Raw genomic sequence first — 20,139 nt, 5'->3', positions numbered from 1 at the left:
TACAATCAAGAACTCTACGCCTTGACGGGTGAAGGATTCATCTCCTCTTCAAACACATCGCTGCCTTCACCCTGCATGTGACGGCTCTTCGCGCCAAAGAGGTCGTGGATATCTTCGAGGATCATGTACATCGTCGGCAAGACGATTAGCGTGATGAAGAATCCACTGAACAGGACGCCGAAACCGAGACTGATAGCCATCGGCACGAGAAACTGTGCCTGCATCTCTTTCTCAAGGATCAAAGGGAATAGTCCAAAAAAGGTTGTAAACGATGTCAGCATGATCGCACGAAACCGCCGCACACCGGACTGCAGAATGGCTTCCCGTGCCGACATGCCTTCCTCGCGTGCGCGATTGATAAAGTCGATCATCACGATTCCGCCGTTTACCACCACGCCGGTCAGCGCCACAAAACCGAACATGGACATGAGACTCATATTGAAGCCGAAGACCAGATGTCCAAGAATGGCACCCACGAACCCGAAGGGAATCACGCTCATGATGATCATTGGCTGCGTGAAACTGCGCAGCGGGATGGCGATTAGACCAAAAATCAGGAACAAGGCGAACAGGAATCCAACCGCAAGACTCTGCATTGACTCCTGTCTGTCTAATGACTGTCCTTCGTAGGCAAACTGTAGACCCGGATAGTCACTCTTGAGCTGTTTCAGGATGCCCGCCTCCAGTGAAGCGGTTATCTCGCTGGCGTTGGCAGTGGCATCATCGACAGACGCGTTGACCACGATCACGCGCTTTTGATCTGTTCTCGAGACACCGCTGTAACCGACGGCGTCCACCACGCTTGCCGCGGCGTGAAACGGAATTTCTCCGCCGGTTCGCGTTCGAATCATCATATTGTCCACGTTCGAGAGCGACTTGCGTTCTTCCTCTGGATAGCGGACCATAACCTTTACCTCATCCCGTCCGCGCTGCAGGCGCAAGGCCTCGGCGCCAAAGAACGCGGAGCGCACCTGCATCCCCAAGTCGCTCTCGGAAACACCCAACGTCCGAGCATCCGGTTTTAATTTCAGTTGAAGCTCGCGCTTGCCTTCAAGATGGCTGTCCGAGATATCGTAAACGCCGTTATAGGAAGCAAGATGGGATTTCAGTCGATCAACCGAAGCGAGAAGAGCATCAAAGTCCTCGTGCGATAGCTCAATGCCGATGTCTGCGCCTGAGGCGATCAAGTCCGCCTGAAACTGGATTTGCTCGACGCCGGGAATCTCACCGACTTCTTTCCGCCACAGATTAACAATGTCGGGCGTTCGCATGCTTCGAAACTCGGGATCAATCAGCAGCATGCGCAACTGTCCGAGATTCGCGCCGACGACTTCTCTCACTCCGCCCGGCCCTCCTTCAAACACCTGAAAACCGGTGGCCATGAACACGTGTTTGAGATTAGACGCACCGTCCTTCTGGTTTCTATTTGAAGACTCAATGGCGCGTAAGCCGGCAAGTCGCACTTGCTCCGTGACCTTTCTCGTTTCTTCGATCGGAGTTCCCGGGGGCATGGTCACTTGGACATTGATCACATCCGCATCAATGGAAGGCATGAATTCGAACTTGATGTAACCGCCGGCGATCACGCCGACCGTTAGCAAAAGCACTGCGGTTGCCATGGCGAAAGTGACATAGCGATGATGCGTTGCCCACGCGAGATGCTTGACATAGACTTTGTCAATGAACGTCTGCAGCCACTCATCAAAGTGCTGACGAACACGTTCAATCTTCGTCCAGAATTGCGCCTTGCTCTGACTTAACTTGCCGGACAAGTGTGCGGGAATCACAAAGAATCCTTCAATTACGGAAATCGCCAACACAGAAATGACGATCGCCGGTATCACGAACATGAACTTACCCATCATTCCGGTCACGAACATCAACGGGAGGAACGCCGCTACAGTAGTTAAAACGGAGAACAGCACGGGTCCTGCCACTTCGGTCGCACCGTCCACCGAAGCCTGATAGTATGACTTACCCATCATTCGATGCCGGAAGATATTCTCGCCGACCACAATCGCATCGTCAACTACCATACCGAGTACGAGGATGAACGCGAATAGCGAAAGCATGTTTACGGAAACATCCCAAGCAGGCATAAACATCAACGCGCCAAGAAATGACGTCGGGATTCCCATGGAGACCCAGAAGGCCAGCCGCAGCTCGAGGAACATGGCAAGAATCGCTACTACGAGGATCAAACCCATGATACCGTTGCGGCGCAAGAGATCCATGCGCTGCTGAAAGATGACGGACCAGTCCTGCCAGACGTCAATGGAGATGGAAGGCGGCAATTGTGCGCGATAGGTTTCTATGAATTCGCGAACAACACGTGCTACTTCGGTCGGCTTCTGTTTTCCGACCCGGAAAACCTTGAGCATAACCGCAGGCTTCCCATCGTAGAATGCCTGTTGGTCAGTCTCCTCAAATTCATCCTTGATTTTAGCAATCTGGTCAAGTGTGATCTCCGTGCCGTCGGGCCGCGTGACCACGACAACGCGGCCAAACTCATTGCCAGTGTATTTCTTCTCTTGCGTGCGAATGAGCACTTCGCCACCCTCCGTCTTGACCGTGCCGCCGGGCAGGTCGAGCGAGGAGCGCCGAATAGACGCCGCAACGTCGGCGAGAGTCAGGTTGTAGGCGCGCAGAGTAGCTTCCGAAATTTCCACTGAAATCTCGTACGGTCGCACGGCAGCAAGTTCAACCTGGGAAATCTCCGGCATTGACAGCAATTCGTCACGAATCCGTTCTGCATGTTGTCGCAGCGCAAGCTCCGAGGCCTCCCCGTAGATCATGAAAGAAATAGCTTCCTGCCGATTCGTCAATTTACTGACGACCGGCTCTTCAGCTTGTTCGGGGAAAGTCGTGATTCGATCGATTTCAGACTTGATGTCGTTCAGCGCAACGTCGGCATCGGCACCGTCCAGCAATTCAATGGTCACCGTGCCGCGGCCTTCCGTAGCTGAACCGCGAATTCGCTTAACGTTATCGACACCCGAGACGGCTTGTTCAATCGGCCTGACGATTCCATCCTCGACTTCCAGAGGCCCGGCCCCCGGAAAAGTCACAGCGACCCGAATCTGGTCCAGTTGAATTTCGGGAAAAACCTCTTGCTTGATCTGAGGAGCCAGCAGGAAGCCGCCGACGATGAAGGTTAGCATAAGGATGTTTGCCGCAACTTGATTGCTGGCCATCCACTTTATCCAGCTGTTCATCCGTTCGAGCCTCCGTTTGCAATGCGTAGCTTCATACCGTCCGCTGCGCCGGAAATACTGGTCAGTATAACACGTTCGCCCGCATCAAGCCCTTGGCTGAGATAGACAAAGTTGCGGGTTCTTAGAATGCACGTGGTGGGCCTCAACTCGAGAGTGTTATCCGGCCTTGCGATCCAGACGATGTCGTTGCTGTGAACGGCTGAACGCGGAAGTTGTACAACATCGGGCATCTCTCTTCCAAGGATATCCACGTTCACAAAACTGCCGACCGCAAGGACCGGCCCGCCGTCTTCTCTTTCTGCATAAGGTGCTGCAACGTCCACTATCACACGTGCAAGTCGCCCCACGCTGTCCAGCGCACCGACCCAACGCACAACTTTGCCACTCCAGGTGAAGTCGTTTCTATCAACTTTCAATGTCACTGTCGCAGGTGAACCCGGAATCTCAAGCCACCTCTGTTCTTCAACAGGCAATCCGACCTCAATTTCCACGACATCAGTCGAGTACAGACTGCCCACCGGCATACCCGGCGAGACCATCTGGCCCACATCAACGGATTCACGACGTATTCGTCCTGAAAAAGGAGCACGAACTCTTGTCCTCTCGAGCGCGAGTTCGGCTTGCTCGAGAGCGGCCTTTGCAGACGCAAGATTGGACTCCGCTTGCTTTAGTTGGGGTTCGCGCAGGACGAGTGAAGTTGGTGTGTCGGCGACAGCGGCTTTGCTTTCCTCCATTCGATTCCACTCCCGCTTGGCGACGTCCGCCTGTGCCTGTTCGACTGCAAGCTGATATTCCGATTGCGCGACTCGTGCCCGAGCTTGCTCAACCGCAAGCTCGTAGTCAATCGACTCAATCCGGAATAGGATATCGCCCTTGCGAAACTCGCCGCCGGCGGCGCACTGCTCACTTACCCATTCCACCTTCCCTCCTACTTGAGGAGATAGAGAGACTTCTTGCTTAGCTCGCACGGTTCCACTACCGCTGACCGTTGCGCGGTGGGATTCTTTCGATACTGATTGCACTTCAACCAGCACGCCGGCAAAGCTCGGAATGCTCGACTCCGGCTTCTTGCGGCTCGCAATCAGTCCCATCATGAGGAGGAAGCCACCCACGATGATTAAGACAGGCAAAAGTATTTTGAACTTCTTTTTCTCGGCAGTCATGTTCAACGAACCTCCGTATGCAGTTTCGGCGACGGCTCACGGTTCCCCAGTATTTCGTCCGTCCACGAGCCGCCGAGCGCGGACGCTAAGTCAATTCGATTCTGAATAAGTTCTCGCCGCGCGCTGATTAGGGCACTTTGAGCTTGATAGTAAGAGTTTTGTGCAATCAGCACTTGCAGGTAGTTAATGACGCCTTGCCGATACTGATCTTCCGCGACTCGGAGTGAGTTACCGGCAGCGGCAGTTTGCCTTTCCAGCTCGAGAATGCGTTCCTTCTGTTTTTCACCCCGGACCAGCGCGTCTTCAACCTCCCTAAAAGCATTCAGCACGACCGCTTTGTAGTTTGCAGCAGTTTCATAGAAAACAGCTTCAGATCGCTGCGCTTCTCCTACCAATCGACCGCCCTGAAAAATCGGTGCCGTTAAGCCCGCAACAAGATTCCAAAGCAAGTTCTCGGGGTCAAGCGCGTCTTCCAGGTTCTTGTTAATGTTCCCATAAGATCCGGTAAGCGTAAAACTCGGGAGGAGGGCGGCATTTGCAGATGCCCAACGCGCATCCGAAGCGAGCAGCCGTGCCCGTGCAGATCGTATATCGGGTCTGCGCTCAAGCAAGTCAGAAGGCAATCCCGTCCCGATGTCTACGACCGCCGGCGGGAGAGAAATCATATTACCTGCAATTCCGGCTTCAGGGTAGCGCCCGAGCAAGACGGACAGCAAATGCTCCATCGCGGCCAGCGAAGCCTCTATAGTTGATCTCTGTGCGCGTGATTGTGCCAGGCTGGACTCCGATTGATAGACATCGAGGGACGTGACGATGCCCAATGCATAGCGACTCTTCACAAGATCAAAAGCGCTCTGATTTGCAGCGATGGTCTGGTCAATCAGTCGCTGCTGCTCGCGAAGATCAAGAATTTGAAAATACGTCCGCGCAATCTGTGACGTCAATGTCAGCAAGGCCGCACGCGCGTCGTTTTCCGAAGCCAATAAATCGCCAAATGCGGCCCTCCGCCGAGCCGACAGCTTTCCCCATAAGTCAATCTCATATTGAGCTGTTATGTTAACGTCGTAGTATCCCAGCTCGATTTTCCCAAAACCTCCGAATGCGCGCTCGCCGTCTTGATAGGATCCGGAAGCGGTCAGAGTTGGGAAGAGGCTCGCCCGCGTCGCTCTGCTCTGGGCACGGAACTGTTGCAGTCGCGCCAAGGCTGCCTCGAGACTCGGACTATTTGAAATTGCTTCATTCATGAGCTGATTTAGAGTCTCATCTCCAAACTCGACCCACCATGCTTCATCGCGAAACTCGCTCAGTTCCGAGCTGGTGTGATAGTTTGAAGGTAAGTCAGCGATTTGTGGTGCATTATGCCTTTGAACATATCCGCACCCTCCAGCCAGAAGCGCCATGCCAAGCGAGAGTAAGTAGAAGTTACGCATGTCCTGCCTGCTTATCTGAGTCATGATGTTCTTCGTCAATTGGGCAACTCTGAAGACCGTCTTCAGCGTATGCCGCTACCACCTCTTTCATTAGTGTGATGGCCTGAGCGATCCGATCGCTGCCAAATCTCGCGCGGAACTCATTCGAGAGTCTGCTGGTCATGTCCTGTAGCTCCGCAACACGGGACTTCCCTGCTTTGGTCAACACGAGAATCTTGACTCGTCTGTCCTCAGGATGGTTGGTTCGTTCAACTAAGCCCAATTCCTCGAGTTTGTCGAGATGACGGAGGATAGCAGGGTGGGACTGGTCGAGATTTCGGGCCAGATCGGCAAGGGTATCATGACCCATGCCGAGCTTGAGGAGAATTACTCCCTCGAGCCACTTCAGGCCGAACGGCTCGGCTCTTTGTTCAAAAAGTGCCCGAAAAATGAAAGCCGTCCTGTTGACCCAGAAGGGGAAAATTTCATCCGGATTATAATTCAAAGCAAACCCTCAAACAGAGTTCAAATGATTTATGTAAGGTCGGACAATGTAAGCGTGAAACTTGAAATAGTCAAATATTGTTTCAAATGTAAGATATTGTTTTTGTTAACTTCGCGATGTTTCACTGAATTTTCTGGAGGCTTGCTGCCACTTGAAGCACGTTCCGAGAGACACAGAATTCCTTGCTTTTAGCATTTGATTTTTGTTCATTTAAGGCCTATGTCATGTCTCCATTTTATCCCCACAAATGCTTGGAAAAGAATAATTTTCCAGCTGCTTGGTGCCACTTGCGTCCTGCTCGTCTTAGGTTGCGCCTCGACAAAGCCCCCGGCAGTTGTCGAGCCTTTGCCTGCGCCGCTGGATACGAATTTCGTCCGCGCAGATTTATCAGCGTTTAACAATGGAATGGTGGTCTGTGCACATCCGCTTGCTGCTGCCGCTGGTAAGCGTGTGCTGGAGTCCGGTGGAAATGCCGTAGATGCCGCGCTGGCTGCGTTGGCAATGCTCAATGTTACCGAGCCTCATGCAAGTGGGTTAGGTGGCGGCGGTTTCGCTTTATACTATGACGCGGCAGCCGACTCAACTTTCCTCTTGGATTATCGAGAGACTGCGCCGGCAAGAATGAGCAGGTCGGTCTATTTCAATCCGCTTGACACGTTGCGATTGGCGCAACGCACAGGTGGGACGTCCGTTCTTGTTCCGGGTGCACCTGCTGGATGGCAAACCTTGCATCGCCGGTTCGGCACGAAGACTCTGGCTGAGCTGTTTGCGGACGCAGTAGCAGTCGCCGATTCTGGTTACTTGGTTTCGGAGAAACAAAGCTCCATCATTCTTGACAATCTCGAGACGCTTTCCTCAGACTCAAATCTTGCACGTGTCTTTCTTGATGAGGGCTTGCCGCCGCCTGCAGGATTTCGCGTGACTCAACCGAAGTTAAGCGCATTGCTCAAGTTCCTGTCACATACACGCCTTGAGAGTTTCTACTTTCCTCCTGTATCCGCTCAAGTATCAAGTGCCGTCAAGTCCCATGGTGGGTTTGTGTCTGAGTCCGATCTAAATCGATATGCACCAGTAGAACGGAAACCGCTTCGCGTTAGATATCGCGACTATGAGATAGTAACGACATCCCCGCCAGCAGGAGGAGGATTAATTCTGCTGGAAACACTGAAGCTGCTTGAACCGTATGACATTCAAGGAAAGGGTTTATTGACACCGGATTATATTCATACGGTGGCCACAGCGATTCGGAAAGCACGCACCGACGCAGCTGCTTGGCTTGGTGACCCGGGGTTTTCACGCATTCCTGTAGACACTCTGTTGTCTCCGACCTACCTTTCGGAGGTCCGGGATTCACTGCCGATGGATACGGTGGTGTCTAAACTACTTCCGTTGGATTCCGTCCGCGCATTTGGCCCAGGCAATACGACTCACCTTGTGGTGGCCGACAAAGACGGAAACTTGTTATCGCTTACCCAGTCCATCAACTATTTCTTCGGTTCTGGCGTCATGGTTCCCGAATTAGGATTGTTGCTCAATAATCATATGGCGGACTTCGATCGAGATACGACCGGTGCAAATTCGATTTCGCCGCACCATCGCCCGGTATCCAGCATGGCGCCAACCATCATCCTAAGAGATGGCGAACCCGTGATGGTGATCGGCACCCCGGGCGGAGCGCGGATTCCTGCGGCACTTGTGCAGGTTATACTCGCTGTACTCGAATTCGATCTACCGCTGAACGAAGCTCTCGACCTGCCGCGCTTCTTTCCGGCCGGAATGACGTTAGTCTATGAGCCTCGATTACCTCAATCCACGCTGGATGCCCTTGCACTGAAAGGGTGGAAGCTATACCCGGATGCACCGATCAGCAACTACTTCGGAGGAGTGCAGGCCATTCACTTTCCCAAGAACTCGCAGGTACGAATGGTAGGGAGTTCTGACCCTCGTCGTGACGGTGCGGCAGACGGCTACTGAGGGTGCGAATGCGTCACTTGATTAGCGGCCAGAAGGTCCTCATTTGTCTGCTGCTTTGTGCCGTTGCTCACGCAGAGTCACAATCGCGCCACCCTTCGTACGAGTTAATGCTCGAAGCTGCTCAGAAAGCGCAGCGCGCCTCTCGAGAGATCTACCTGACCAAACATCGATTGGGAATAGTCAACTCGAAGAATGACATCAATCGGACTGGTCTGGTAGGTGAAGAGTTTACACCTTTGACTACGACACCGGGCTATCTTGCGGCCAAACGTACGGCTACGAATCCTGACTTTGCAGCCTATTTGACTCGTTTGCTGCAAGAGCACGGTCTTTCAAAGAAAGATTCAGTCCTGGTCACGATGACCGGTTCTCTGCCGGGACTAAATCTGAACTTGATTTGCGCACTTGAGACTCTTGGCGTACCGTCGCTCCGTATAGCAAGCCTCGGGGCGTCAAGTTATGGCGCCAATCAGCTCGATATGACCTGGATTGATATGGAGGACGTGCTTGTCAGAGAAGGCCTGTTGAACAAACGCAGCGATCTTGTGACACTGGGCGGGACGGGCGATGTTGGGGGCGGATTGACCGCGGAAACGCTTGACTTTCTAAGAAAGAGGTGCGCGCGACTCGGATACAGACTACTCGATGCGGGCAACCGTCGCGCGCAATACGAAGAGCGGCAGGCTGCCGTCGGGAATCCGCAAAGCTACTCACTCCTGATCAACGTTGGCGGAAACCATTTGATGCTCGGCACAGGACCTGAAGGTCGGGAGCTTCCGGGGGGCTACATTCGCCCTGATAGCAAGAACTGGGAGAATTCCGTGTCAACCTCCACTGGAGGATTGGTGTTTGACTTCCTTGCTGCCGGAGTGCCGGTTTTGAATCTTCTGCAGGTTGAAGAGCTTGCTCAGCATGCGGGAATTCCGGTGGATCCGTCTCCATTGCCCAGACTTGGTACTTCGCCGGTGTACTTCTTGGAGAAGAGGTGAGCGAAGGAGCTGTCCTTGGCGTCATGATTGCCGCTCTATGCGGCGCGATCTTTCTGTTGAGGATACCTACGGGTGTTGCTCTTTTGTTGTCGGCGGCAAGTGGAAGCTTGGCTTCGGGCAATGGATTGGGACTAAGATATCTGGTTGAAGGATCCATGCTCTATTTGGATCCAATGCTCATTGTAATCTCATCGCTGTTCTTCATGGCAGTCTTTGAGCGTTCGGGTGCTCTCGGTACACTGAACGTCTGGGTTGTGCAGAACTTCGGCCGCCACAAGGTTCTGCTGATCTCATTGCTGATGTTGCTTGTGATGTTTCCCGGTATGTTCACAGGTCTAACCGCACCCTGCGTTCTGACGACGGGTGCGATGATTGCGCCGTTGCTTTTGAGCACGGGCGCACCGCCTGCAGTGGCCGGAGCTTTCATCGCGACCGGCGCTTTCTTCGGTATGGTTGCACCGCCCGTGAACATCTGCGCGATGCTGATTTGTGGCGGCGTGGACATGCCGTACATTGGATTTGATCTGCCACTGCTGCTTGCGACTATCCCGCTTGCCCTGCTGTCGGCATTTTTGTTGATGGGCGGATACTTCAAGTCTTTTGATCCCCAGACTGCCTTAACACTTCTTCCACAATCTCGCTTCGGCGAATACGGATTGAAGCTCTATCTGCCGCTTGTGGTTCTGGCAGGTCTGATGCTGGGAGAGAAGTTTGTTCCGGGAGTTGTTCCCTATGTCGGGATACCCTTGATATTCATTCTCAGCGCAGTCGTCGGGCTCTTCACAGGTGATCGAGTCTCGATCAAGGATAGTGCGACCTGGGCTACTCGCGAATCTCTGTCGATTCTTGCGCTTCTGGCAGGAATCGGTGCATTTATTGAAGTTCTGACCTTAAGCGGCGCGCGCGGGTGGATCGTGATAAACCTGCTGTCCTTGCCTGACTGGCAGCTTTACCTTGGCATGGCCGTACTCGTTCCGTTGTTTGGAGGAGTTTCCGCATACGGTGCAAGCGTCGTTTTGGGTGTGCCGATTCTGCTGTCATTGCTTGATCGCAGCAATATTCTCGTCGCTGCGGCACTTTCCATGCTTGCATCGGTTGGCGACTACATGCCTCCGACGCGCCTGGCTATTCTGCTTGCGGGACCGGTCGTGGGCGAAAACAGCACTGTCAGAATTCTGAAATTTTGTGTCTGGCCAATCGCTCTTTCAATCGCGGTAACGCTTCTGATGATCTACTTCGCAAACGACTTTGCAAAATTGTTTGGGCTGGCGTGATGATCCTCTTTTGGATATACTGGCTGATTGCACTGAGTGTCGGAATCTTGACTCTCCGTGAATTGTTTCGAGAATCAGACTGGCGGCGTCAGTTGTCCGCAACGGTGGTTCTGATTCCGATTATCATGCGCGTGTTCCTGTTCAAATGAAGTTGGCCCGTGCTTTTGTTCTACTGATTCTCACGACTGCGCTCTGTGTCGTGACGGGATTCGAGTTTCGGCAGGCGCATTCTGATGAAACGTTGTTCCCAACGCGCTCGCTTACTGCCATCAAGAAACTGTCCGATTACTATCCGCCGCTTCTGGGAACGCGCGGAGACACCGAAGTCATGGAGTTTGGGGACACTCTTAGTGGCGGGACGCTACTTGTTTTGGGGGGAACACATTGCGACGAACCGGCAAGCTACCTCGCCGCATATCTACTGATAGAAAATCTGACGATGGAGCAAGGGCGAATTCTGGTTGTTCCGCGTGCCAACCACTCCGCGCTCACGCACACGACACCAGGCGAAGCGTTTCCGGCGACATTTGCAATCGAGACTCCTACAGGGTCACGCAGTTTCAGAATGGGCAGCCGCTATACAAATCCGCTTGATCAATGGCCTGATCCCGAAGTATTTGTGCACTATCCCTCAGGACAACTGCTTTCGGGGATGGACAGTCGAAATCTCAATCGTAGCTATCCGGGTCGATCGGACGGAAATTTCACACAGCGAATCGGACATGCCATTGCAGAATTGGTGCGCAGCGAGCGGGTGGATTTGGTGATTGACATGCACGAGGCGTCGCTTGAGTATCCTGTGGTCAATGCGATCGTGGCGCACGAAAGGGCGATGGATTGCGCTTCGATCGCGGTTCTCGAATTGCAGCTTGAAGGGCTGGACTTCTCGCTTGAACCATCTCCGGCCAACTTTCGCGGCCTTTCGCACCGGGAGCTTGGTGATCATACACCATGCCTTGCGACGCTCATGGAGTCGGCCAATGCAATTCAAGGTCGATTGCGCGGGAAGACAGACGCAAATTTGATACTTACGGGGAAAGACCCGATGTACGTTCAAGCAGCGGAGATTAATCTGACGCGAGTTCCTTATGGGCCCGACGGAATTTCGTTAGGCGTGCGCGTCGGCCGACACATCGCCGGATTCAAAATGTTGAACAAGAGTTTCAACGAACTGCATCCCGATCGCGCTGTTATTGCAGTCGGCATTCCGGATTGTTCAGACATTCAAGAAAACGGCTTGGGACACTATTTCTCCTCAGCCGGAAAAGAATAGGAAGAGAGGACATTATGCTTCGAAGTTCAATACTCACCCTTGTGCTGTTCACAATCAGGGCGCTGGCCGCAGACTTGGCGGCACCTGTGTTGTTGACCTCTGCGGGACAAAGCGCTGACGCACAGATGCTCAAGACGCTCTTGACTCGCGAGAATATTCCATTTACATATGAGCCACTGGCGAATACCACCCATCTTGAAGGAAACAAGTCGGTCATTGTCGTGCTGGGAGGTTCAAGTAAGGGACTCGGCGCTGCCAAGGTAAGTTCCGAGCAAGAATCATCCCGTGTTACAGAACTTCTGTCAAGCGCCGCGAAGCAAGGCATACCGGTATTGGCAGTCCATGTCGGCGGAAAGAACCGCCGAGGCGCTCTCTCTGACGAGTTCAATCGCTTGGGCGCGGGCCTTGCCAACGAGCTGATTGTAGTGTCCGGGGGAGACGATGACGGGTTCTTTAAGTCGATAGCCGACGAGCGAAAAATCAACTATTCGGTGGTTGAAAAGATTACCGATTTGGGACCGTTGCTGAGAACAAAGTATTCAGTTGAGGAGAAGGCGAAAGAGTGATTCTTCGGGTTCTGTTCATCCTGATCTCGTCGACTGCCTTGCTCTTCTCGCAACCACGGTCGTGGAATTACTGTCTGGATCTGGACGGCAAGACCGCCGGAGGCAAGATTGAACACATCGATGGTTTGCAGTCGATCAAGGGCGCCCGTGAGTACACCTTTGAGGCTTGGGTGCGTCCGAGGACTCAGGGTGGTGGAGGGCGAGGACGAATCCTTGATCAGGAGAAGAGTGGTTTGACATTCTACCTTTCCGACGATGCCCGCATTGGCTTTCGACCGAGTCGCGACGCAGGCTGGCAGCTCTCTGAGAAGGGCGCAGTCACATATTGGAAGTGGCAGCACGTTGCTGTGACATATGATGGAAAGTCCTTGCGGTTCTTCGTGGATGGCAATCTGTTCTCCGCGACCGTGATTGATGTGCCGCTCACAGTTACGCGCAAGCCAGTTTGGATAGGCAACGGGATTGGGGATGATGACAAGCCGCGCGGCTTTGACGGCTGGTTGGACGATGTCCGAGTGAGCAGCACGTGTCGCTGGACAAGCAATTTCGTGCCGCCCGTACGCGGAAAGTATGCCGCTGCTGATGAAGCGACAGTGTTGTATCTTACTTTTGACGAAGGCCCGGCCTACGACATCGTTTTGGACTACACACCGTACAATGCGGAGTTTAGAGTTCAAGGAACTCTGAAGCGAGTGAAATCGCCTTAGCTGAAGATGAAAGCCAAAACAAACAGCCCGACGAGAATTCGCCGGGCTGTTCGTTGAAATGACTTCCCGTCACTTCATCAACACCATTTTGCGAGTCGACAAGTGGGTATCCGTTTGCAGACGGTATATGTACACTCCAGAAGCGATATCGCTCGCCGACCACTCGACTCTGTGCTCACCAGCGGTCGCGACCCCCGACAGAAGCGTTGCGACACGTTGACCCTGTAAATTGAATACTGCAAGCTCCGCGTAGCCGGTTGATGGAAGAATGAAAGCGATAGTAGTGACTGGATTGAAAGGGTTGGGATAGTTCTGATGCAAGTTGAACTCGCGGACAAGACTAGGCGCATCGCCTGCATCCACTGTAAAGAATGCTGTATCCGTCAAACCGCAACCGTACATGGGATTCAGAGGATCCGGGAAGCTGTCAAGCATGACAATGTAGCAGTCTGCGTTGGGCGGTGTCGGAAGCGTGACGTCGAACGTCATCTCTAATACGCGCTCAAAGTTGGTTACCGACAGAACCCGCTCCACGAAACTCCCCCCGGAATAGAAGTCGAACCACAAGAACGCAGCACAACTGCCACCTGCGGGTGGTCTCACCAGGTTAAGTCTGTAGTCGTTTCCACCGACCCATTGAACGGCGCCCTGATCCGGGAAATGACGCAGGTACGTCGTCCCTGTCGTAAAGACAATGTCCGACATCTGTGCACCGTTCACTGCCCGTAATCCAATCTGAATCGGTCCGTCCACGCATGCGGGGATTCCGCCAGAACGCTCCGTCCCAGAGAACGGACGGAGAAAGAGCCAAGGCTGACCCGGATCAGTTCTCGTGTATAGATTGAAGCCGGTCACGTTTTGACCATCGTGTTCCCAAGTGAAATCAACTTGCAGACAGTATGCATCCATCGTGGCGGAAATGCTCTGTACTGGATTAGGTGCTTCACCAAATGGACACGCGATGTCTTCACAAGTCCAGTCATCATCGGCGAGATAGATTTCCTGAAAACCCACTTCAACGACAAAGGTATCGGACACCCAGCAGCAACTCTCGCCTGTCACTTTGATGAAGTAACTTGAAGAATCGGGCGGCACGGGTGGAATCCCGATGATCAAGTACTGATCGGCAAAGAAACTGCCTTCAGAGCCGCAATACTCCACGCCATTAAACGGCTTGCAACTGTAGTTAGCCTGGCCATAGCCAACTCCTTCTGCCAGCAATTCGTCCAACTCGTCCGGACCATTTCCATTGCGATCCCAGAAGATACACCACGAGTTCTCGCCATCTGCAATGGGTACTCGTGTCGGCAAACTGCAGCCGCAACCGATCGGCTCTGCTTCAGCGCAATATCCAAACCCAACTTGAATGGGTTGCGCGTCGGCCGAGGCGAGGAAAAGCAGCAGCGCGAAGAAGACGCAGCAAACTCTTGGATTGTTCATTATCGTTCAACCTCCCGGTGTTGACCGTTTTGGGTTTCGACTCAACGTAAACACCTCGCTGTTCCCTTACAAGTGAAAAGGTAAGCTATTGAGATGACATCTGCAAGAAAACGCAACTTGGCATTAACAAAACCTTAGCAAGAGTTTCTCTTATTGTTTGAAGCGCATCAGTCCACATGGAAAGGGAATATTCTGCTATAAATGCAGGAATTAGAGACACGAGAGCCCGGTTGCCCGGGCTCTCAATGAATCCAAACGAAACTTGTCAGGGAGTCGCAGAGGCTACAACCACATAGAACTTGAGATCATTCGACATGACGGCACCAAGATCTGTGAAGGTCGTATCGGAAGTTGAACCTTCAAGCGTCGTGAAAGGCCCTCCGGTGGTTGTCGAACTGTAGACTCGATAATAAGGTGCACCGGAACTCGCCCAAAAGAGAACGATGTCATTTCCGCTTGAGAGAATGACCAATTCGCTTGGGGGTGGAACCGATGCCCCCAGCAATCGAATCATACGCTGTCCGCCTTGCGCGTTGGGGACCAGATCGTTCTCGCTATACCATAGCGAATCGCAGCCATCGTAGAAATAGCTGTTGCTACTATTGGTGTTATCGTCACGACCGAAGGCCTCGTATGCGCCGCCTTGGGGATTATCGACGGCCACAAAGAACGGTTGGTTCATAATCAACGGTGTTTCAGGAGTTAAGACTCGCGCCCACGCAACTTGACCGGCGGGAAGACCTCCGATCACATTGCCGACCGAGCCACTAATCTCACTCCAAATCTCAGTACCGGGCAGGCCTCCGATTCCGTCAGCAAGCAGAACTCTGGCACCGATTCGGGAATGGCTGCTGTCTGGATGGAACTTCGCAACAGCCACTTCAAATCCGCACAGTAAAAACGGATACGCTTCGGGCGCATATTTCACAGCCCACGAGTACGGCGTTTCGTAGGCCCAATTGTACCCTTCTGTAGTTCCGTCATCGAAGGCAATCACGTCTTCGCAGGCCTTGACATCGAAACTAAAGGTATCGGTCGCGGCGAAGTCTGAAGCATCCAGCGCCTGCAGGTAGTAGTCGTAGCTTCCTTCGACCGCAACAAATTGTCCTGCGAACTCATTCGGGTTTCCGGTTGAAGGCATGCTCACGGAGGAAAATGCCCCGCCACCTGAGGGACGATAGTAAAGCGTTGCGGTGATCGGACCGGCATCATCCGTGATTACAGCAGTGACAACCGAGTTGCCAGGTGACTGATCCCCCTTCGGATCATGTTTAATGACTGGCGGAAGATTCACAACGTAGATTTCGAAATTCGCATCGGAAATATCCGACACGCTCGGCTGATTAATTGACGTCAATCGAATTCGAGCGGTCGTTGTGGGCGGACCGCCAAACACAAGAGTGCCGCCTGTGTTCGGAATGGAACCGATGTTTTCCCACGTTCCGGCGGGATATCCACGATTCAATTCCACAAGGACGTTGCCTGTGATTCCACTCGGAATAAGATTTATCTGCTCAAGAGCAGAACCGTTTAGAACTTCTCCGCCGTTCGGCCGGACAACCTGAATGGAAGGCGAGAAGATCGTGAACACATTGTTGGATTCGTCTGTCGCACTCGGGGTGTTGATGCTCGTCACGCGAACCTTGCAGTTGGCTTCAGTTCCGCCTGCACCAACGACGTTCCACAATTGCGTTCCGTCATTCGCCGTATTCGCAAACAGCATATCCCACGTTCCGCCCGGGAAATTCCGATTCAGTTCGATATTCACATTACCTGTCACACTTGTGGACGTCCACGTAATCGTCTGATTAGTGCCCGCATTCCAAAACTCGCCACCATTTGGCTGTGACACAGTTATTGACGGCACCACAAGATTGGACAAGGTGAAGCTGAGATTGTACAACTGGATCGCATTCGTCGTGCCCTGGTAGACCCGAATGTAGTACGTTCCCGCAGTCGGAAGGGCTGTATTAGGAATGGTCTCCGCCACGCCGGCAGGTTGACTGCTTGCCTCCGCCAGAATCGTGGAACCGTTTGTGCCGATAAGCCGCACGGACAGATTCACGTCGTCTGTGGTCCTTACTGTGTCCCCTGCCGCACATGCGCAAGCCTGAGTCTGCGCACACTGGTCATAGAACATTCCGACAGGAGTAACGGTTACCGTGATTTGTTTGTTCGTCGGCACAGTGAAGGCAAAATAGTCTTGATCGCCATTGTCGTCTATTGACAGATTTGTGACCGTCGTTGTGCCATTAGCGGGACTGCCTAATGAAGTCGCAGTTGCGGGCGAGTCATTGGTTTCGGTCGTATCTCCGTATTGCCGCTGACCTCCACGAATATCGTCATGCTGCGGGCCATCGTATGCCGTGCAGATGTATGGCTCCATCAGAAACTGACAATCATCCGGGCAGACATGGGACAGACCGATACCGTGTCCCGCTTCATGGGTGACTACATTGCGAAAGAACCGATAGTCCGAGCTGGAATTCTGCCAGCTTTCGGCATTATCCAATACCATGTCTCCGGTATTCGGAAAGTAGTTGTAAGCAAGGACTCCGGACGAGCCATCCATGGGGATTGCCGAGAGTCGAATGTCACCCCTGACGCCAAGCACACCGGGTGAAGAAAACAGAGCAGCGCCATCATCATTCGTCTCTTCCACATAGGTTAAACCTGTTAGCGCCTGCCATTGATTGAAAGCCTGTCTGAACTTCGCCTTACCGTTGGCAACGCTGCCGAATTTCGCAATCATCATGGCATGGATGTTATTGACCTGATTCCCAAAGCCATTCGGCGGTGGATCATCAGGAACGGTAGTTCCGTCCGGCACAAAGCTGTACGTGAGGACCGTCGGCTCACCTTGAGCTCCGGTCGTGCCCGATGCTGTTGCCGTCCAACGACTGCTGCTGATGTAGGAGGCAGGGTTGTTGTAGATTCGATTCACCAGTGACTGAACAACGTCCTCAGGTGTACCCGGATCGAAACAGTACATTTTAGGCGCCAAAGCGCTCTTCCAAGTGTCTTTGTTCTCTAATGCAGTTACCGCTTCCCACGGTGAATCGTTCTCAACGACTTTGCCGCAATCCGGGCAAATCACATCAGCACTACAGACGGTAGACGGAACGGAAACAAGCAACCCAAAGAGGGTAAGTAATAAGACGCGAAAACCGACCAAACAAGCTTTCATCCCAGGACCCATTGGTTTCATCGTAAAGTATAGCATCTGCATCTAATGCCAAGACATGGCGAAAGCTTAAGTTAATAGCAATTCGAGGCAGATGCAAGGCCGGAATGCTGCGAAGGAAATTTAGCAACAACCAACTCCGCATATTCCACAGCAAGGAATCTGCCAAAGTGCTTGCATTCGGCCTAACCGATACGTATTTTAAACGTTTATAGACGGTCTCCGCTTCGACGATTAAGTATTGCAAAACAATTATTTAAGGATAACAGCATGCGCCACGTGATTTTCTGCATAGCCGCTGCATCTTTGGTGGGCATGATTTGGCAGGCTCCTGCCACAACCGATCACCAGCAGTCAGCCCAGAAAGCGGAACTCTCCCCGCAGCTCCCGCCTCTCGCGGTCTGCTTTGCCGAAGGCACCGATGCTGGGTACATGGCAGAATGGACCCACCGATTGCTGGACAGGGAGGGTGCGTTGGATTTCAACCTCGGCGGACGCTGGCAGAACACAGCTAATGGGAGTACAGGCAGTCAGGGCACAGGAGTTACTTTGACCTACAGCTTTGTCCCGGACGGCGTGCTGATTCAGGGACAAGCCAGCCGCTTATACACACGAATGAACCAATTGTTCGGGAATCAACAGGTTTGGCAGGATTTATTTGCGCAGGTCTTCGCTGGCTGGTCGGACGTTACGGGAAATACCTATATGCAGGTTGCCGATGATGGAGCCGCATTCGGGAACAGTAGTCCGGGAGTTATCGGAGCTCGCGGCGATGTTCGAATAGCAATGGTTCCGATTGACGGACAAAGCGGGGTATTGGCCTACAACTACTTTCCAGACCGTGGCGATATGGTGCTGGACTCTGACGAGAATTGGGCCTCCGGAACCAACAATTACCGGTTTTTCCGAAACATTGTTGCCCATGAGCACGGTCATGGCTTGGGAATCGAGCATGTTTGCCCGATTAACACCACCAAACTCATGGAACCGACGTACACCTCGGCGTTCGATGGGCCACAGCACGACGATATTCTTGCTGGGCAGCGCGGCTACGGGGATCCCTACGAGCCAAACGACACCCAAAGCTCTGCTCACAGTCTTGGTCTGATCGACGGAACCAGGGTTCTTGAACTTGCAAGTCTTGATGACGACGCCGACACGGATTGGTGGGAATTCAGTATCGTAAACGGACGTTCATTGACCGTTACACTTGCTCCTGACGGGTATGATTACCTCGAAGGTGAACAGAATAACGATGGAAGCTGCGAAGCCGGCACTCCCTACAGCACACACAGTAATCAGAATCTCAATCTAACCCTGACTGATTCCAACGGCAGTCCATTGGTCATATCCAACTCCCAGCCTGCAGGAGGAACCGAAGAGATTTTCCGCTATGATGTTCCTCAAGGCCAGACAAATTTGAAAGTGCTGGTTAATGGTGCGACAAACAACACGATTCAGCTCTATCGTTTGACGATTGAATCAGTGGATCCTGCAACACCTTACCTCAGTGGATGTCCGCTCCGGATTGACTCAACTCAGGTGGGAGAAACTGTTGCTGGAGCGGTCGTTTTGACCAATCCTCCGCAGGCAGGTCAACTCGCTGTCTCATCAATCACAGTCAGCGGACCATTTTCCGTCTCACCTGTCGGCCCAACGTCGCTTGCGCCGAACAGCGACCTTCCCATTACTGTGACATTCAACGGGGAGACAGAAGGTTTTCACAGCGGAGAATTGGTCATCAATCACAACGGACCGGGCGGCGTCCTGACCTGTGAAGTGTCGGCCTTTGCCATAACGTCTTCGCTGATACTGTTCACCGGGTCTTCGACGAATTTCGGTGATGTTCCGATTGCCACAGTAGACAGTACCTTAATCGGACTTCGCACGGTTGGAAACGTGCCATTGGTTATCAACTCAGTGAGCACGCAGTCGCCGTTTTCGATTAACTTCAGCGGTCCCGCTGTCCTGCAGCCCGGGCCATTGCTTCGCTTGTATCCGCGCGTATCACCCACGGAACTCGGGGAGGTGCGTGGGTGGCTGATCATTCATCACTCGGCTGCGAGTTCGCCGGACTCGGTCGAACTGATTGCCAACGGTACTCCGAATTTGAGTTCAGACGAGTCGAGTTTGCTGCCAACCGAGTTTATGCTGCATCAAAACTATCCCAATCCGTTCAATGCGGTGACGCAGATTGCATTCGACTTGCCTCAACACGCCGCAGTCAGTCTCAAGTTGTACAACATACAAGGACAACTGGTTCGCGAGTTGATTGGCAATCGCGGTTACAATGCCGGCCGTCACGTCCTCAGCTTAGAGGCGAGCGACCTTGCCACCGGACTTTATGTGTATCGTTTGGAGGCCGCCTCTTTCAAGGCCGAACGCAAGCTGCTTCTTGTGAAATAGTATGACAGACTCGCAGTCAATTCAACGCTACAAG

14 protein-coding genes are annotated in these 20,139 nt (G+C 53.0%); 8 read left to right on the top strand and 6 right to left on the bottom strand.

The genetic code is table 11. The annotated features are described in order from the left end of the window. Positions 1–14: 14 nt before the first annotated feature. Genes KJZ99_09240 through KJZ99_09225 form a run of 4 tightly spaced genes read right to left on the bottom strand, consistent with a single transcriptional unit; the run spans position 15 to position 6,292 of the window. Entirely contained in the window at positions 15–3,215 is a 3,201-nt protein-coding gene (locus KJZ99_09240; protein MCL4306086.1) for an efflux RND transporter permease subunit, read from the bottom strand. Beyond that, positions 3,212–4,378, bottom strand: a complete 1,167-nt coding sequence (locus tag KJZ99_09235) for an efflux RND transporter periplasmic adaptor subunit (GenBank protein ID MCL4306085.1) — start codon at positions 4,376–4,378, stop codon at positions 3,212–3,214. Before KJZ99_09235 ends, KJZ99_09240 begins: the two co-directional genes overlap by 4 nt. 2 nt (positions 4,379–4,380) lie before the next feature. Continuing rightward, positions 4,381–5,808 carry an efflux transporter outer membrane subunit gene (locus tag KJZ99_09230; protein MCL4306084.1) on the bottom strand — a complete coding sequence of 476 codons (1,428 nt, stop codon included), beginning with the start codon at positions 5,806–5,808 and terminating at the stop codon, positions 4,381–4,383. Continuing rightward, the gene (locus KJZ99_09225) at positions 5,801–6,292 is read right to left on the bottom strand and encodes a MarR family winged helix-turn-helix transcriptional regulator (protein ID MCL4306083.1); all 492 of its coding nucleotides are present in this window, start codon (positions 6,290–6,292) and stop codon (positions 5,801–5,803) included. The genes KJZ99_09230 and KJZ99_09225 overlap by 8 nt, the downstream gene beginning before the upstream one ends. 345 nt (positions 6,293–6,637) lie before the next feature. Between KJZ99_09225 and ggt the strand changes: the two genes are divergently transcribed. The 7 genes from ggt (at position 6,638) to KJZ99_09190 (ending at position 13,075) form a co-directional block, all read left to right on the top strand. Beyond that, the gene (gene ggt, locus KJZ99_09220; GenBank protein ID MCL4306082.1) at positions 6,638–8,266 is read left to right on the top strand and encodes a gamma-glutamyltransferase; all 1,629 of its coding nucleotides are present in this window, start codon (positions 6,638–6,640) and stop codon (positions 8,264–8,266) included. A gap of 8 nt (positions 8,267–8,274) precedes the next feature. Continuing rightward, complete coding sequence (pgsW, locus tag KJZ99_09215; GenBank protein MCL4306081.1) at positions 8,275–9,255, top strand: poly-gamma-glutamate system protein; 981 nt, start codon at positions 8,275–8,277, stop codon at positions 9,253–9,255. After that, on the top strand, positions 9,252–10,529 hold the full coding sequence (locus tag KJZ99_09210) for a TRAP transporter large permease subunit (protein ID MCL4306080.1): 1,278 nt from the start codon (positions 9,252–9,254) through the stop codon (positions 10,527–10,529). The genes pgsW and KJZ99_09210 overlap by 4 nt, the downstream gene beginning before the upstream one ends. Beyond that, entirely contained in the window at positions 10,529–10,678 is a 150-nt protein-coding gene (locus KJZ99_09205) for a hypothetical protein (protein MCL4306079.1), read from the top strand. Before KJZ99_09210 ends, KJZ99_09205 begins: the two co-directional genes overlap by 1 nt. Before the next feature lie 179 nt (positions 10,679–10,857). Next, positions 10,858–11,802 carry a succinylglutamate desuccinylase/aspartoacylase family protein gene (locus KJZ99_09200; protein ID MCL4306078.1) on the top strand — a complete coding sequence of 315 codons (945 nt, stop codon included), beginning with the start codon at positions 10,858–10,860 and terminating at the stop codon, positions 11,800–11,802. A gap of 14 nt (positions 11,803–11,816) precedes the next feature. Next, on the top strand, positions 11,817–12,368 hold the full coding sequence (locus tag KJZ99_09195) for a hypothetical protein (protein MCL4306077.1): 552 nt from the start codon (positions 11,817–11,819) through the stop codon (positions 12,366–12,368). Then, the gene (locus KJZ99_09190; GenBank protein ID MCL4306076.1) at positions 12,365–13,075 is read left to right on the top strand and encodes a hypothetical protein; all 711 of its coding nucleotides are present in this window, start codon (positions 12,365–12,367) and stop codon (positions 13,073–13,075) included. The genes KJZ99_09195 and KJZ99_09190 overlap by 4 nt, the downstream gene beginning before the upstream one ends. Positions 13,076–13,144: 69 nt before the next feature. Here KJZ99_09190 and KJZ99_09185 read toward each other — a convergent pair whose 3' ends face one another. Together KJZ99_09185 and KJZ99_09180 are read right to left on the bottom strand one after the other, a co-directional pair. Next, positions 13,145–14,515 (bottom strand): T9SS type A sorting domain-containing protein, encoded by a 1,371-nt coding sequence (locus KJZ99_09185; GenBank protein ID MCL4306075.1) that lies wholly within the window; start codon positions 14,513–14,515, stop codon positions 13,145–13,147. Positions 14,516–14,780: 265 nt separating this feature from the next. Beyond that, entirely contained in the window at positions 14,781–17,702 is a 2,922-nt protein-coding gene (locus KJZ99_09180) for a matrixin family metalloprotease (protein MCL4306074.1), read from the bottom strand. A 267-nt stretch (positions 17,703–17,969) separates the two neighbouring features. Between KJZ99_09180 and KJZ99_09175 the strand changes: the two genes are divergently transcribed. After that, on the top strand, positions 17,970–20,105 hold the full coding sequence (locus KJZ99_09175) for a matrixin family metalloprotease (GenBank protein ID MCL4306073.1): 2,136 nt from the start codon (positions 17,970–17,972) through the stop codon (positions 20,103–20,105). Positions 20,106–20,139 lie beyond the last annotated feature (34 nt).

The sequence above is a fragment of the bacterium genome, from assembly GCA_023382385.1.
Lineage (GTDB): Bacteria > Electryoneota > RPQS01 > RPQS01 > RPQS01 > JABWCQ01.
This window is presented reverse-complemented; position numbering and strand designations above follow the sequence as displayed.